At 41.5% G+C, this 15174-nt stretch carries 12 protein-coding genes and 5 pseudogenes; 11 read left to right on the forward strand and 6 right to left on the reverse strand.

Features of this window, described 5'->3' with window-relative positions; genetic code table 11:
* Positions 1-79: 79 nt before the first annotated feature.
* Positions 80-604: a TetR/AcrR family transcriptional regulator gene (locus tag S4054249_RS10250; RefSeq protein ID WP_046355083.1), complete on the reverse strand. Its 525-nt coding sequence runs from the start codon at positions 602-604 to the stop codon at positions 80-82.
* A 135-nt stretch (positions 605-739) separates the two neighbouring features.
* Between S4054249_RS10250 and S4054249_RS10255 the strand changes: the two genes are divergently transcribed.
* From S4054249_RS10255 to S4054249_RS10275, 5 genes are all read left to right on the forward strand, one after another.
* Entirely contained in the window at positions 740-955 is a 216-nt protein-coding gene (locus S4054249_RS10255) for a hypothetical protein (protein WP_046355082.1), read from the forward strand.
* Between the two features lie 180 nt (positions 956-1135).
* Positions 1136-1618: a 5-(carboxyamino)imidazole ribonucleotide mutase gene (gene purE / locus S4054249_RS10260; RefSeq protein WP_039610090.1), complete on the forward strand. Its 483-nt coding sequence runs from the start codon at positions 1136-1138 to the stop codon at positions 1616-1618.
* Between the two features lies 1 nt (position 1619).
* A complete protein-coding gene (locus S4054249_RS10265; RefSeq protein ID WP_046355081.1) occupies positions 1620-2768 on the forward strand; it encodes a 5-(carboxyamino)imidazole ribonucleotide synthase in 1149 nt (382 codons plus the stop codon).
* A 57-nt stretch (positions 2769-2825) separates the two neighbouring features.
* A complete protein-coding gene (locus S4054249_RS10270; RefSeq protein WP_046355080.1) occupies positions 2826-3764 on the forward strand; it encodes a YeiH family protein in 939 nt (312 codons plus the stop codon).
* Between the two features lie 279 nt (positions 3765-4043).
* Positions 4044-6527: a prolyl oligopeptidase family serine peptidase gene (locus S4054249_RS10275; RefSeq protein WP_046355079.1), complete on the forward strand. Its 2484-nt coding sequence runs from the start codon at positions 4044-4046 to the stop codon at positions 6525-6527.
* Positions 6528-6624: 97 nt separating this feature from the next.
* Here S4054249_RS10275 and rrtA read toward each other — a convergent pair whose 3' ends face one another.
* Positions 6625-7224: a rhombosortase gene (gene rrtA, locus S4054249_RS10280; protein WP_046355078.1), complete on the reverse strand. Its 600-nt coding sequence runs from the start codon at positions 7222-7224 to the stop codon at positions 6625-6627.
* Positions 7225-7305: 81 nt separating this feature from the next.
* Between rrtA and ggt the strand changes: the two genes are divergently transcribed.
* Positions 7306-9078, forward strand: a complete 1773-nt coding sequence (ggt, locus tag S4054249_RS10285) for a gamma-glutamyltransferase (RefSeq protein WP_046355077.1) — start codon at positions 7306-7308, stop codon at positions 9076-9078.
* Between the two features lie 172 nt (positions 9079-9250).
* A pseudogene (gene maeA, locus S4054249_RS10290) lies at positions 9251-10072 on the forward strand (oxaloacetate-decarboxylating malate dehydrogenase); the annotation flags it as partial.
* 73 nt (positions 10073-10145) lie between these two features.
* Here maeA (S4054249_RS10290) and S4054249_RS26305 read toward each other — a convergent pair.
* Positions 10146-10244 (reverse strand): annotated as a pseudogene (locus S4054249_RS26305) (transposase); the annotation flags it as partial.
* A gap of 44 nt (positions 10245-10288) precedes the next feature.
* Between S4054249_RS26305 and S4054249_RS10295 the strand changes: the two are divergent.
* Positions 10289-10999 carry a hypothetical protein gene (locus S4054249_RS10295; RefSeq protein WP_069953167.1) on the forward strand — a complete coding sequence of 237 codons (711 nt, stop codon included), beginning with the start codon at positions 10289-10291 and terminating at the stop codon, positions 10997-10999.
* Positions 11000-11029: 30 nt separating this feature from the next.
* Here S4054249_RS10295 and S4054249_RS10300 read toward each other — a convergent pair.
* Positions 11030-11221: pseudogene (locus S4054249_RS10300) on the reverse strand (transposase); the annotation flags it as partial.
* Between the two features lie 181 nt (positions 11222-11402).
* Between S4054249_RS10300 and S4054249_RS10305 the strand changes: the two are divergent.
* The 3 genes and pseudogenes from S4054249_RS10305 to maeA (S4054249_RS10315) form a co-directional block, all read left to right on the forward strand.
* Positions 11403-12218, forward strand: a complete 816-nt coding sequence (locus S4054249_RS10305) for an aminoglycoside O-phosphotransferase APH(3')-Ia (RefSeq protein ID WP_000018329.1) — start codon at positions 11403-11405, stop codon at positions 12216-12218.
* 137 nt (positions 12219-12355) lie between these two features.
* Positions 12356-12656, forward strand: a pseudogene (locus tag S4054249_RS10310) (transposase); the annotation flags it as partial.
* Positions 12657-12726: 70 nt separating this feature from the next.
* Positions 12727-13611 (forward strand): annotated as a pseudogene (gene maeA / locus S4054249_RS10315) (oxaloacetate-decarboxylating malate dehydrogenase); the annotation flags it as partial.
* Between the two features lie 55 nt (positions 13612-13666).
* On the opposite strand, the gene S4054249_RS27295 reads toward maeA (S4054249_RS10315), so the two are convergent.
* On the reverse strand, positions 13667-13828 hold the full coding sequence (locus S4054249_RS27295; protein WP_080928298.1) for an IS3 family transposase: 162 nt from the start codon (positions 13826-13828) through the stop codon (positions 13667-13669).
* A 52-nt stretch (positions 13829-13880) separates the two neighbouring features.
* Positions 13881-14771 (reverse strand): IS5 family transposase, encoded by an 891-nt coding sequence (locus S4054249_RS10320; RefSeq protein ID WP_069949090.1) that lies wholly within the window; start codon positions 14769-14771, stop codon positions 13881-13883.
* Positions 14772-15174 lie beyond the last annotated feature (403 nt).

A 15174-nucleotide genomic window follows, 5' to 3' on the forward strand; every position in this document is an offset into this window, starting at 1 on the left:
GTTATGACTCTATCTAAAGTTTAGAAGTGGATATCAGTTTCGGCAAAAACTATATTTAGTAGAACACATCATACTTATTTTATGTATGAATCATTTGTAACTTTGCAGTAAGAAGTGAAACTAAGTCAACAGGAGAGAGCTCTTCGTTGTTTAGACCGTAAATTAGTGTCATGAAGTAACAATCCATCATCGCGGTGGCTTTAACTTCATCGTATTTATAACCTTCAAAAAGCATATGTTTGAACTCTGTAAGCTGCTCTTCGAAAAATGTACTGTGCCACATTAAGTCTTGTAAAAGAGCCTTGCTAAAAGGGCGGTTTTCGCAGTAAAAACGATACAAAAACTTCGCGTAGTGCCTAAGGCGCAACCGAGGACTTGTCTGTTCGTTTTCTTGATGTGCTGCTTTAAGTACTTCGTCAATACGCTGATGCATTGCCAGTTTTAAAATATCTATTTTATTCGGAAAGTGGCTAAACACTGTTCCGGTGGCCACAGATGCATGTAACGCGATCTGGCGTGTTGTTGTTTCCGCATAACCGTGTTCTTGAAATAGATTCCAGCTGACATCTAGTATTTTCTGAGCTGTAATTTCTCTTTTTTTCATATTAAATCAAAGTATTGAGTACGATAGCAAGCTTATCATAAATTGCGACAAATGTAACAAACTAATCTTTATATTGACAAAATTGAGCGCGCTCATTAAATTAAATGAGCGCGCTCAATTAACGGGAGGTGTTTGATGCTAACGCGAATTATTGGTTATGTTTTATTTGTTCCATTTATTCTTTTTTACAGTTATGTACTCGGGCCAGCACTCAAAGTGGTTCTTATTCCTGGGGGATTGATGTTATTTGTTTTGATCCTTGGTCCAGACGAGTTTTCGAAACATTGGCGTAGTGCATTTGAAAAGCCGGTTAATGATCTAAAACCTGTTCAAAGTAGGCATGCTGGATAAGGATTGTTAAAAACGTATGCTTTGCAATAAGTTATAATGCAACCAAAAAAGCCGCACTATGCGGTTTTTTAATTATTGATGCTCGCTTTAACGCATCACTCGGGTATAATACTCTCGATTTCGGCGCAACCCCTTTAGCGCTGTAGTAAGTATCGTTTAATTTAGAATTGAGGATTTATTATGACGGTTGGCATTATCATGGGCTCTAAGTCGGATTGGCCTACAATGCAACATGCGGCAGATATGTTAGATAAGTTTGGCATTGAGTATGAAACAAAGGTGGTTTCGGCGCATCGTACTCCTCAATTATTGGCCGATTATGCATCATCGGCCGCGGATCGCGGTATTAAGGTTATTATTGCTGGAGCAGGTGGCGCGGCGCACTTACCAGGTATGGCTGCTGCATTCACAAGCTTACCAGTTCTAGGTGTTCCTGTTAAATCAAAGACGTTAAACGGCGTTGATTCTTTACTTTCTATTTGTCAAATGCCAAAAGGCGTTGCGGTAGGTACACTCGCAATTGGCGATGCTGGTGCTGCAAATGCTGGCCTGTTAGCTGCTCAAATCCTAGGCTGCCAACAGCCAGAAATTTTTGAAAAGGTAGAAGCGTTCAGAAAAGCACAGACTGAAACAATTCTAGCTAACCCTAATCCTGCTGAGTAACATGAAGGTTTTAGTTCTAGGCGCGGGCCAATTAGCCCGCATGATGAGCCTAGCTTCTACACATTTGGGTATTGATGTTTTAGCTTACGATGTAGGTTCTAAACAAGTAATAAACCCGGTGACTTTTGAAGTAAAACCAACCACACTTGAACAGGCAGTTGAACAGTCCTATGCAATTACGGCTGAGTTTGAACACATTCCTGAGGATGTTTTAAGCATCTGTCAGCAAAGCGGAAAATTCTTCCCTGGTGCCGAATCTATAGCTATAGGCGGTGACCGTAGTAAAGAAAAAGCTTTGTTGGATAATGCGAAAGTTCCCTGCGCTCCTTATGCTTTGATAACAGAAAAACAAGCATTTATTGACGCAATAGATGAACTTGGATTACCTCTAGTGATCAAAACCTGTCAGGCCGGTTACGACGGTAAAGGTCAGTGGCGTTTGAAAACGTCTGATGAAGCAGAACAAATATGGTCTGAAATGAATCGATTTTTAGACGCAGGCACTGACACCGCACCTCATTCCATTATTGCTGAAAAGATGATCCCATTTGATAGAGAAGTCTCTATTATTGGTGTCCGCACTAAAGATGGACAGTGCAAAGTTTACCCTTTGACTGAGAATCAGCACACCAATGGTGTCTTAACCTTGTCTATTGCAGGCAAAGAAAAGGCGGCAATACAAACACAAGCAGAGTCTGCATTTGAGAAATTAGCGGCAGAGCTAAATTATGTTGGCGTCTTAGCCATCGAGTTTTTCGATGTAGGTGGTCAACTGCTTGTCAATGAGATAGCGCCTCGTGTCCATAATTCTGGTCACTGGACACAACAAGGTGCGCACACGAGTCAATTCGAAAACCATATGCGTGCAATAACAGGCCTCCCAATCGGTTCAACTGAACTTGTTAGGCCTACTGCGATGGTCAATGTACTCGGTCAGCCAAATATTCCACAAAGCGTTTTAACTGTTCCCGATTGTACGAGTCATTGGTATGGTAAAGATCCAAAACCGGGTCGAAAAATGGGCCATATCAATGTGTCTGCAGGCAGTCTGCACCAATTAGGAGAAAAGTTAGCTGAATTGGCTGACATACTCCCAGAGGAAGACTATCCAGGAGTAGCCTCTACAAGCCACACCTTGATTTTAAACTAAAGAAAGCCGAGCAATAGCTCGGCTTTTTATTGAATTAAGTATTTATTAAGTTCGTCTATGCTAGCGAGTAAACCAAACTTCCTTAAAATCTTATATACAACCTGTTTCTTGGCGTCTATCAGTCCGTTGCTAGGGTCTGCAAGTGCGCTTTTTTTGGGGGTTATATTTGCGCTTCTGTTGGGCAACCCCCTTGAAGTACAGAGTGCGAATCTATCAAAGTTACTACTCAAGATATCGGTTATTGGACTGGGCTTTAATGTTGATATTATGCAGGTCTTAGAAATAGGGCGGAGTTCAATTGTTCTAACAATTGTTAGTATTACTGCAATTATTGGGCTTGGTGAGATATTGACGCAACTTTTTCGATTAAATAAGAATACTGGAACGTTAATATCGTTTGGTACGGCTATCTGCGGTGGTAGTGCAATTGCTGCTATGGCTCCGGTGATTAAAGCCAAACAAGACGAAATTGCCGTAGCACTCGCTATTGTATTTTCACTTAATGCTGTAGGGCTATTGGTATTCCCATGGCTCGGTCATTACTTTGGGCTTAGCCAAAGTCAATTTGCTGTTTGGAGTGCGCTTGCCATTCATGACACTAGTAGCGTTGTTGGTGCTGCCGCAGCTTATGGTCCCGTAGCACTCGCTATGGCGACCACAATTAAGCTTACTCGAGCAATGTGGATTGTACCTTATACTGCTTTAGCAGGGGTGTTTTGGCGTTCAGAGGAGAGGGCAAGTATTCCTCTTTTTATTATCGGCTTTTTGTTTGCTGCTGCAATCAATACTTGGGTTCCAGAACTCAAGTTTGTCTGGGAGTTAGGTTATGAGGGTGCCAAAGCACTATTGATAGGCACTTTATTTTTGATAGGGTCAGGAGTTTCGAAAAAAGTTTTAAAACAATGTGGCTGGCAACCCTTTGTTATGGCGTTGATTTTATGGATTATTGTTAGTTCAGTCATACTTGTATTAATACTTGACGGTTTTATTAAATAAATTTACTAAATTTTTTTGAACCTTTTAATTTTACGCTAGTCTTAATTTATGAGGCTTGGATATGCCTCATTTCATATTCGTTGTCTATCAACGACTATGTGAGCGCAGAGAGTATTTGGCCAGTAGCATTACTGGCCTTTTTTTATTCGCAATTGTTGTTTTTTTGTAACACCACCTGCAAACAGGCTAAAAACTTTGTTTATTGGTCTTAAACTTATCGAATAATGTTCTATCTTTTGATTAAATTGGGCAGATTAAAATCTTAAAAGAAGAGCTCTAATGAAAAAATCCCTTTTGAGCATTGCCGTTGCAGGTTTACTGCTGACGGGTTGTCAAACAACAAGCCAACCATCTAACCTTGCAGACGCAAAAAATAAAGCAACTACTGTTGTAGAAAACGTACAAACACCGCTTGATTTTGGTGGAGAAAATATTACGCTCGAGCAAGCTATGGCGGATCCAGATTGGATAAGTCGTTCACCAGAAAATGCATACTGGGGCGCGGATAGTAATACAATCTACTTTAATCAGAAGCAGGTTGGAAATCAGCTTAGGGATACTTTTTCGATTGATAGCAAGGGGACACAGCAAATAAGTTTGTCTGACCTGCATAAAATTGGTAGTGGTAATGCTATTTATTCAGCCGATGGTAAGTTACAAGCATACACATTTCAGGGCAATATTTTTGTCAAAAACACTGAGACTCAACAGATTAAGCAGCTGACTCGTTCAAGTACGAATGAACAAATTATTCAGTTCATGAACTCTGGGGAACTTGCCTATAAAGTAAGTAACACAATATTTGCTGTTAATGTTGAAACCGGCCTCACACAAGAGCTTGTAAAGATTCATTTAGGCAATAAGCCTTCAGGTACACAAGAGCCATCTACATACATCGCCAAAGAGCAACATAAACTAATTGATTACGTTGCACTTACTCATAAAAACGCGCTCGATAAAGAAGCTCGTCAGGCAAATATTGAATCGCAAAATAGCTCAATTGCTAGTCAACAAATCTACCTTGGCGAAGGAAACTTGCTCGTTGAGTCGAGTTTATCGCCAAACGGCGACAAGCTCATTGTGGTAGTGAGTAAAGAGAATGTTTTTTCTCAAGCGACAAGCAAAGATATTATGCCAAACTACATTGGACAAGACGGCAACATCGACCCAGTACAAGCGAGAAGCAGAGTCGCTGATAATAAACCAGTAGAAGTTGAAGTACGTTATTTTGACTTAAAGTCGGGTGTTGAAAAGTCAATTGATTTCGACACATTGCCAGGGTTTGATGAAGACGTCTTAGCGGATGTTAAAAGAGAAAATGCTGAGGCCATAGGTGAGACTTACAAGTCTGTGAAAGAGCCGAGAGCCATCAAAATGATGCTTGATTGGTACTGGTCGCAATCACCGATCCAATGGAATAGCAAAGGCGATCAAGTTGCCCTGATGTTCAAAGCATGGGATAACAAAGACCGCTGGATCGCGACTTTAGATTTTGATAAAGGTGAACTTGAACCTCAACATAGACTTCATGATAAGGCATGGGTTAACTATGCGTATAATGATTTTGGTTGGCTGAATGACGAAGATACGCTGTTCTTCCTATCTGAAGAGTCTGGATATAGCCACTTATATATAAAGCCTATTGATGGTAAAGCAAAACAACTGACCTCAGGTAAATTCGTTGTTTCTGATCCAAAGCTAACACGTGATAACAGTAAGTTTTTCTTTAAGGCTAACGTTGATCACCCTGGTATTTATGAAATTTACACAGTTGATGTAAATACCAAAGAGAAGGTTGCTATTACAGATCTAAATGGTTTGACTGATTACTCGTTAAGTCCAGATGAGTCAAAAGTGTTGCTTAAGCACTCTAAGATCATGATGCCGACAGAGCTTTATGTTGCTGATGCCCAGCCTAATGCCAAACCAAAGCGTCTAACGAACACAGTTTCTGATGAGTTTTTAAACAAAAAACTCATCGCGCCTAAGATTGTTGCAGTACCATCTAGCCACACTGATGCACCTATCTATGCGAAAGTTTATTACCCTGCTGATTACAAGCCTGGCGAAACAGGGAAAAAGCGTAAAGCAGTTATTTTTAACCACGGTGCAGGCTACCTTCAAAACTCTCATATGGGTTGGTCAGTGTATTTCCGTGAGTTTATGTTCCACTCTCTACTTGCCAGCGAAGGCTATGTAGTAATGGATATGGACTATCGAGCGTCTAAAGGTTATGGCAGAGACTGGCGTACAGCAATTTATCGTCAAATGGGTACGCCTGAAATCCAAGACTTGTCAGATGGCGTGAAATGGATGACAAAGAATGCCAATGTAGATGCTGGTTCAGTAGGTACTTACGGTGGTTCTTACGGTGGTTTCATGACTTTCATGGCATTGTTCACACAACCTGAACTTTTCCAAGCGGGTGCTGCACTTCGTCCGGTGACAGATTGGGCATATTATAATGACCCGTATACGTCGAATATCTTGAATAGACCAGATGTAGACCCTATCGCATATAAGCGCAGCTCTCCAATTTACTTTGCTGAAGGGCTAAACAAGCCATTGCTTATCAATGCCCCTATGATTGATGATAATGTATTTTTCCAAGATGTAGTTAGACTTGTGCAACGTTTCATTGAACTTGAAAAAGAAAACTTTGAGACTGCTATCTACCCAGTAGAACCACACGGTTTCGTTCAACCGTCAAGTTGGTTAGATGAATATCGTCGTATCTACAAACTATTTAAAGAGAATCTTTAAACAAAATATAAAAAGCCAGCAATACGCTGGCTTTTTTCAACTTTATTAAACCGTGCTAGTTTATTTTGCACAATTAAATGTCATTTCTCGTCACCTCTTAGTCGTCGGATATGTCACTACGCTGTTTACTTCTCAGTAAAGGAATTGCGAGTACAAGTCCACCTATTGCGCCAATAAGATGTGATTCTATTGCAACACGAGAGTCGATTAAATTACCTACATCTGTACTGGGTCCTGCATATTGTTCCCAAGCGAGTTTGCCTGCTATGCCAAGGAATAAAAGTACACCTGTTGGTTCTTTAACTTGAATATCTTTAAGCGCCCCCCAAACAATAATTCCATGTAGCAATCCGCTCAATCCTGTGTATACTCTGATATCTGGACAAAATAGCCATATACCTAAACCGGTCCATAACCCGAGTAATAATACATGTATAAAATAACGACGTATTGACGTATGTTCCGCATGCAGTACCCATATAAACAATATACCAACAAGGTTTAAAGCTAGATGCATCCAGTTGGTGTGAATATATTGACTACTCCAAATTCGCCAAACTTGACCTTCACTGATCAACTGACGATGAAACTCAAGGGTATCTCGCATATCAAACATCATTAGTAGCGTTGCGATTATCGCCAAGGTTACTGGTGGAATTATGTATTCAGGGCTTATAGGAAGGTTGAAACCAAACATGCTATGTCTACAATAATAAAGGTATTTTAATACATTGTGCCTGTTAACTTTTATGATGCCAACGAAGATCGAAAATAAATAATGAATACAATCAAATTTAAGCAAACATTCATTGCACTCATACTTGCATCTAGCTTTCCTGCATTAGCTGACCAAGCAGGCCCTAAAAATAGAGAAGCAAGGGAACCGGAAGCTGCTACAGGGTTTACGCTCAAAAAAGAAAAAATTTCGGAAAAATACATGGTTGTCGCTGCGAACCCTCATGCTAGTAAAGCAGGACAGTTGATGTTACAACAAGGTGGTAGCGCAATTGATGCCGCGATTGCCGCACAGCTTGTGCTCACACTGGTTGAGCCGCAATCTTCGGGTATTGGCGGAGGTGCGTTCATTCTTCATTATGATAGACAAAATGACTATCTAACGACGTTTGATGGTCGGGAAACCGCCCCTAAAAAAGCAGATCATAAACTGTTTTTAGATAAAGAAGGAAAACCAGTCAGATGGATAGAAGCAGTTGTTGGTGGGCGATCCGTAGGTGTGCCTGGTATCATTCACTCAATGAAGCAAGCACATGACAAATATGGTGTACTAAAGTGGAAACAGCTGTTCAAACCAGCTATCGACCTTGCAAGTAAAGGATTTAAAGTATCGCCAAGATTGCATATGTTATTAAAAAAAGAGTTTAATCCGGGGCTTACAAAACTATCTCCAGCCAAGGACTATTTTTATCCTAATGGAAAGGCGTTAGAAGTTGGAGCTTTAGTTAAAAACCCAGAGCTTGCAAAACTATATCGAGAAATTGCGGAGTATGGCCCGAAAGCTTTCTACGAAGGTAAGTATGCAGAAGATATGGTAAAGGCGGTGCAAAAGTCTGAAATTGCTCCTGGTCATCTCTCAATGTCAGATCTTGCAAATTATCAGAGTAAAGAACGTCATCCAGTCTGCACGTCTTACCACGACTACAAGGTCTGCTCAATGGCTCCGCCTAGTAGTGGTGGTTTAACGGTATTACAAATCCTTAAGCTTTTGGAAGGTAAAAAACTGGCGCAATACAAGCCAAATGACCCACAAGCTGTCCATTTATTTACACAAGCCTCACGGTTAGCATTTGCCGATCGCAATTTCTATATAGCTGATCCAGATTTTGTCGATGTTCCTACACAAGGACTTTTGAATCCTGTTTACATAAAATCTCGAGCTGAGTTAATTGGAGAGCGAGACAACCAAAATGTGCCTGTTGGAGACCCTACAAAAGGTAAATTAACTTATGCGCAGGATAATAGCTATGAGTTGCCTTCTACTACACATTTATCAATCGTAGACAGCAAAGGCAACGCAGTTTCTATGACGAGTTCAATCGAAATGGGATTTGGGTCGACAGTCATGGTCAATGGCTACCTGTTGAACAACCAGCTTACTGATTTTTCACTGGCTCCAAAAATTGGAGGAAATTGGGTCGCGAACAGAGTTGAGCCCAACAAGCGACCTAGAAGCTCAATGGCGCCTGTAATGGTTTTCAATAAAGATGGAAGTTTAAAGTTAGTTGTTGGCTCACCAGGCGGGAGCCGAATTATAAATTATGTTGCGCAAACAGTTATTGGAGTACTTGATTGGGGTCTCACTCCTCAGCAAGCAATAAATCTCCCTAGAGTAACCAATAGAAATAAATATACAACCTTGGAAAAAGGTACTGATCTCAAAGCAATTAAGCCATGGCTTGAGTCAAAAGGGCACAAAGTACGCATTTCTGACCTAAATTCAGGCATTCATGCAATCGAAATTAAAGAAGGTCTTCTTTTTGGTGGTGCCGATCCTAGAAGAGAAGGGGTAGCACTTGGAGAATCTAGTGAGTAAGCGTAGGATATTACAGATTATTCAGTTATAATGTATAACCCTGTTTACGGATCTCTCATTCGTTTACAGGGCCGTTTTATTGGTCTGATGTGCACTAAAGATATTGAAAATTTGTGTACTTAGACAATAATGATCCCTTATATCAAAAAATTAAGAGTCACAGCTTGTAAATATGACTAAACAAACCGACCCTAACTACCTCTACATCCCATATTCTGGCCCAACTTTATTGGAAACTCCGCTTCTAAATAAAGGCAGTGCATTTAGCCAGCGTGAGCGTGAAAACTTCAACCTTGCAGGTTTAGTTCCTCCTCGTTATGAAACAATTGAGGAGCAGGTAGAGCGTTGTTATCAACAATTTTCAAGTTTCAAAGATAATCTAAACAAACATATATATTTACGAGCTATTCAGGATAACAACGAGACGCTTTATTACCGTCTAGTGAGAGATCACCTAGAAGAAATGATGCCTATCATTTACACGCCAACTGTTGGTGATGCATGTGAAAAGTTCTCTGATATTTATCGTAGCTCTCGTGGGTTGTTCATTTCTTACGAAGACCGCCACAATATTGATGACATTTTACGAAACGCGACGAAAGGCAAAGTAAAAGTTATCGTTGTAACTGACGGTGAACGTATTCTTGGCCTTGGTGACCAAGGTATCGGTGGAATGGGGATCCCAATCGGTAAGCTGGCTTTATATACTGTGTGTGGTGGTATCAGCCCAGCATATACTTTACCTGTGATGTTGGATGTGGGTACAAATAATGAGAAATTATTAAACGATCCAATGTACATGGGTGCTAGGCATAAGCGTATCAACCAAGAAGAATACGATGAGTTTTTAGATCTGTTTATCAAAGCGGTAAAACGTCGTTGGCCAAACGTATTACTTCAATTTGAAGATTTTGCGCAGCCGAATGCAATGCCATTGTTAAAACGCTATCGTGACGAAATCTGCTGTTTTAACGACGATATCCAAGGCACAGCACTGATGAATCCCCTAATGATTTTGGTAAAAATCATTAAGTTAAGGTGGATACACATCTTGTCATATGATCCCGGATCCGGCTGTAATCCGGGCAGCGCAACGGAACATTCATCAGTGTAAAAATGGAATCAATAAAGCCCTGCGCAGCGCGCAGGGTCAGCCTGAATACGCGTGGCCGCCTAGGCCGATTTCTAGATTTAAGAAGGAGATATACATATGAGTAAAGGAGAAGAACTTTTCACTGGAGTTGTCCCAATTCTTGTTGAATTAGATGGTGATGTTAATGGGCACAAATTTTCTGTCAGTGGAGAGGGTGAAGGTGATGCAACATACGGAAAACTTACCCTTAAATTTATTTGCACTACTGGAAAACTACCTGTTCCATGGCCAACACTTGTCACTACTTTCGCGTATGGTCTTCAATGCTTTGCGAGATACCCAGATCATATGAAACAGCATGACTTTTTCAAGAGTGCCATGCCCGAAGGTTATGTACAGGAAAGAACTATATTTTTCAAAGATGACGGGAACTACAAGGCACGTGCTGAAGTCAAGTTTGAAGGTGATACCCTTGTTAATAGAATCGAGTTAAAAGGTATTGATTTTAAAGAAGATGGAAACATTCTTGGACACAAATTGGAATACAACTATAACTCACACAATGTATACATCATGGCAGACAAACAAAAGAATGGAATCAAAGTTAACTTCAAAATTAGACACAACATTGAAGATGGAAGCGTTCAACTAGCAGACCATTATCAACAAAATACTCCAATTGGCGATGGCCCTGTCCTTTTACCAGACAACCATTACCTGTCCACACAATCTGCCCTTTCGAAAGATCCCAACGAAAAGAGAGACCACATGGTCCTTCTTGAGTTTGTAACAGCTGCTGGGATTACACATGGCATGGATGAACTATAAAATAATGAGGCCGCCTAGGCCGCGGCCGCCGCGTTTAATGACCAGCACAGTCGTGATGGCAAGGTCAGAATAGCGCTGAGGTCTGCCTCGTGAAGAAGGTGTTGCTGACTCATACCAGGCCTGAATCGCCCCATCATCCAGCCAGAAAGTGAGGGAGCCACGGTTGATGAGAGCTTTGTTGTAGGTGGACCAGTTGGTGATTTTGAACTTTTGCTTTGCCACGGAACGGTCTGCGTTGTCGGGAAGATGCGTGATCTGATCCTTCAACTCAGCAAAAGTTCGATTTATTCAACAAAGCCACGTTGTGTCTCAAAATCTCTGATGTTACATTGCACAAGATAAAAATATATCATCATGAACAATAAAACTGTCTGCTTACATAAACAGTAATACAAGGGGTGTTATGAGCCATATTCAACGGGAAACGTCTTGCTCGAGGCCGCGATTAAATTCCAACATGGATGCTGATTTATATGGGTATAAATGGGCTCGCGATAATGTCGGGCAATCAGGTGCGACAATCTATCGATTGTATGGGAAGCCCGATGCGCCAGAGTTGTTTCTGAAACATGGCAAAGGTAGCGTTGCCAATGATGTTACAGATGAGATGGTCAGACTAAACTGGCTGACGGAATTTATGCCTCTTCCGACCATCAAGCATTTTATCCGTACTCCTGATGATGCATGGTTACTCACCACTGCGATCCCCGGGAAAACAGCATTCCAGGTATTAGAAGAATATCCTGATTCAGGTGAAAATATTGTTGATGCGCTGGCAGTGTTCCTGCGCCGGTTGCATTCGATTCCTGTTTGTAATTGTCCTTTTAACAGCGATCGCGTATTTCGTCTCGCTCAGGCGCAATCACGAATGAATAACGGTTTGGTTGATGCGAGTGATTTTGATGACGAGCGTAATGGCTGGCCTGTTGAACAAGTCTGGAAAGAAATGCATAAGCTTTTGCCATTCTCACCGGATTCAGTCGTCACTCATGGTGATTTCTCACTTGATAACCTTATTTTTGACGAGGGGAAATTAATAGGTTGTATTGATGTTGGACGAGTCGGAATCGCAGACCGATACCAGGATCTTGCCATCCTATGGAACTGCCTCGGTGAGTTTTCTCCTTCATTACAGAAACGGCTTTTTCAAAAATATGGTATTGATAATCCTGATATGAATAAATTGCAGTTTCATTTGATGCTCGATGAGTTTTTCTAATCAGAATTGGTTAATTGGTTGTAACACTGGCAGAGCATTACGCTGACTTGACGGGACGGCGGCTTTGTTGAATAAATCGAACTTTTGCTGAGTTGAAGGATCAGATCACGCATCTTCCCGACAACGCAGACCGTTCCGTGGCAAAGCAAAAGTTCAAAATCACCAACTGGTCCACCTACAACAAAGCTCTCATCAACCGTGGCTCCCTCACTTTCTGGCTGGATGATGGGGCGATTCAGGCCTGGTATGAGTCAGCAACACCTTCTTCACGAGGCAGACCTCAGCGCTATTCTGACCTTGCCATCACGACTGTGCTGGTCATTAAACGCGGCGGCCGCACGCGTATTCAGGCTGACCCTGCGCGCTGCGCAGGGCTTTATTGATTCCATTTTTACACTGATGAATGTTCCGTTGCGCTGCCCGGATTACAGCCGGATCCGGGATCATATGACAAGATGTGTATCCACCTTAACTTAATGATTTTTACCAAAATCATTAGGGGATTCATCAGGGCACAGCATCTGTTACTGTAGGCTCTTTGCTTGCCGCATGTCGTGTTAAAGGCGCTAAGCTTTCAGAACAAAAAGTTGTATTCGTTGGCGCAGGCTCTGCAGGTTGTGGTATTGCAGAACAGATTATCGCTCAAATGGTGTCTGAAGGGGTGTCAGATGAGCAAGCTCGTAGCCAAGTCTTTATGGTTGATAGATTCGGTCTATTAACTGAGGGAATGGAAGGCTTAAGAGACTTCCAAGCTGCACTTGTACAGACTTCAACAAACTTAGAGAATTGGAACTACAGTGGTGAGTATGCATCTTTACTAGATGTTATGCATTGTGCACAACCGGACATTTTAATTGGTGTATCAGGCCAGCCAGGTTTATTTACAGAACAAGTCATTAAAGCGATGCACTCAGGCTGTGATCAGCCAATTATCTTCCCTTTGAGCAATCCTTCACGCCAAGTTGAAGCACATCCAAAAGATGTTATTGAATGGACTCTAGGGCAGGCGATTGTAGCAACTGGTAGTCCTTTTGAGCCTGTTGAGTTTGGTGGGGAAACGTATGTAATACCTCAGTGTAATAACAGCTATATTTTCCCAGGTATTGGTTTAGGTGCTCTTGCAGCAAAAGCATCTCGTATTACGGAATCAATGTTGATGGTTGCGAGCGAAACACTTGCTGAGTCATCTCCTTGGGCCAATACAGGTAAAGGAAGCTTATTACCTTCGCTGGTTGAAATTGAACAGCTAAGTAAACGTATTGCGTTCGCAGTTGCTAAAAAGGCGATGGAAGAAGGCGTATGCTTAGACATGCCAGATGAGCGTATTTGGGCTACAATCGAGCAAAACTACTGGATGCCTGAATACAGAAACTACAAACGTTGTAGTATCTGATAGCAAAAGTTGTTTTTAAAAGCTCTCTTATTGAAGTGACCCCATAAAGTTGGACTCATTTTAAAGCAGCTTTCAAGGCCTGATTTCGATACGCTATCGAAAACAGGCCTTTTAGTTTCAGCTTAATTCGTTTGTGATTGTAATCTTCTATATATTCTTTTATGGCACTTACCAGCTCGGTAACATTTTTGTACTCATAATCATGATATATTTGCATTCTCAATAGGCCTTGTTGATCAAATATGCTCTTCCTAACTGTCTTGTCATTTTTACTGATATTCAGGCATACCTAGCCTGTTCATCGTGTTGATCACCATTACTTCTGTGTGTTGACTGTTGAAGGTACGGCTTGTTAATTGGTCATCCGTAAGCTGTTTAAAACGATATACGCCCGTTTCAGCCAGCGAACGCTCATGATAACCCGACTTTTCCTTCCAGTTTTTTAAACCAAATTGATGCATTAATATTATGGCGCTGTTTCTCGGATGACCTTTCTCCCAATATTGGGCATTTTCCCTTGGGGGGATCCGTGCCACAGCACCTTTAGCCGCAATTTCATCATAGCAATCACGCGTATCATAAGCACCATCGCCTGTAACTCGGTCAACATTTCGCCGTAATGACCGCAGTAAATCACCTAATACTTCACCATCTGATACATTCACCATTGATAGCTCTGCACTGACAATGTCATGACTGGCTGCATCTATCGCTAAATGCAACTTACGCCAAGTTCGACGCTTGCTGGCTCGGTGTTTTCGGGTATGCCATTCGCCGTTACCATAAACTTTTAGGCCGGTGCTATCGACAACAATATCAATAAATCCCTGCGTGGTTGGCTTGGTTCGATATTGAACATCTAGTGTCTTTCCTCGCTTGCACAAACAGCTGTAACCAGGTGAATGAATAGGTGCATCCATTAAATTGAGGAGGGAATTAACGAACCCTTCAAGTGCTCGAAGTGGCAAATTAAAGACAGACCGAAGTGTCAGGCAAGTTTCAATTGCAAAGTCAGTATATTTATTTGAACGACCACGCCCACCGTGTTTTTCTGTGGTTTGCCATTGCTGAATAGCGTCGTCGCTGAGCCAAATAGCAATATTGCCACGCTGTATCAACGCTCGGTTATAGGCAGACCAGTTCTTAATTTTCTTTGTCATGGCGACATAGGTTACGTTATGTTTTTTTGATCTGATCACGCAAAAAGTCATAAGTTCAATTATTTAGGAAACAAGGCCGTTTTCAATCGCTATTGGGGGCAATTCTTAAATAAGACAGGTAACAGTTGTTAATATCGAATGGGGGGTGATATAAACCCTCTATATGAATAATTGCAGAACAAAGTTAGCCAGCACAAGCCTCTGTGTTAATTTAAATACCGCATTGTTGGCAATAACATTACTAGCACAAAATCTTTGGATGGCCAGACGGCACGCCAGGTCTGCCTATTGTAGTTACCCCCGCAAATATTTTTGAGCGCATCGCGAGTATTACTGTTGATGGTAACCTGCTTTCTCTTTACTGGTACGACAAAACTCAAAAGATCGTCGCCACTATTTAACT

The sequence above is a fragment of the Pseudoalteromonas luteoviolacea genome (genome assembly GCF_001750165.1).
In the GTDB taxonomy this organism is placed as follows: domain Bacteria; phylum Pseudomonadota; class Gammaproteobacteria; order Enterobacterales; family Alteromonadaceae; genus Pseudoalteromonas; species Pseudoalteromonas luteoviolacea_G.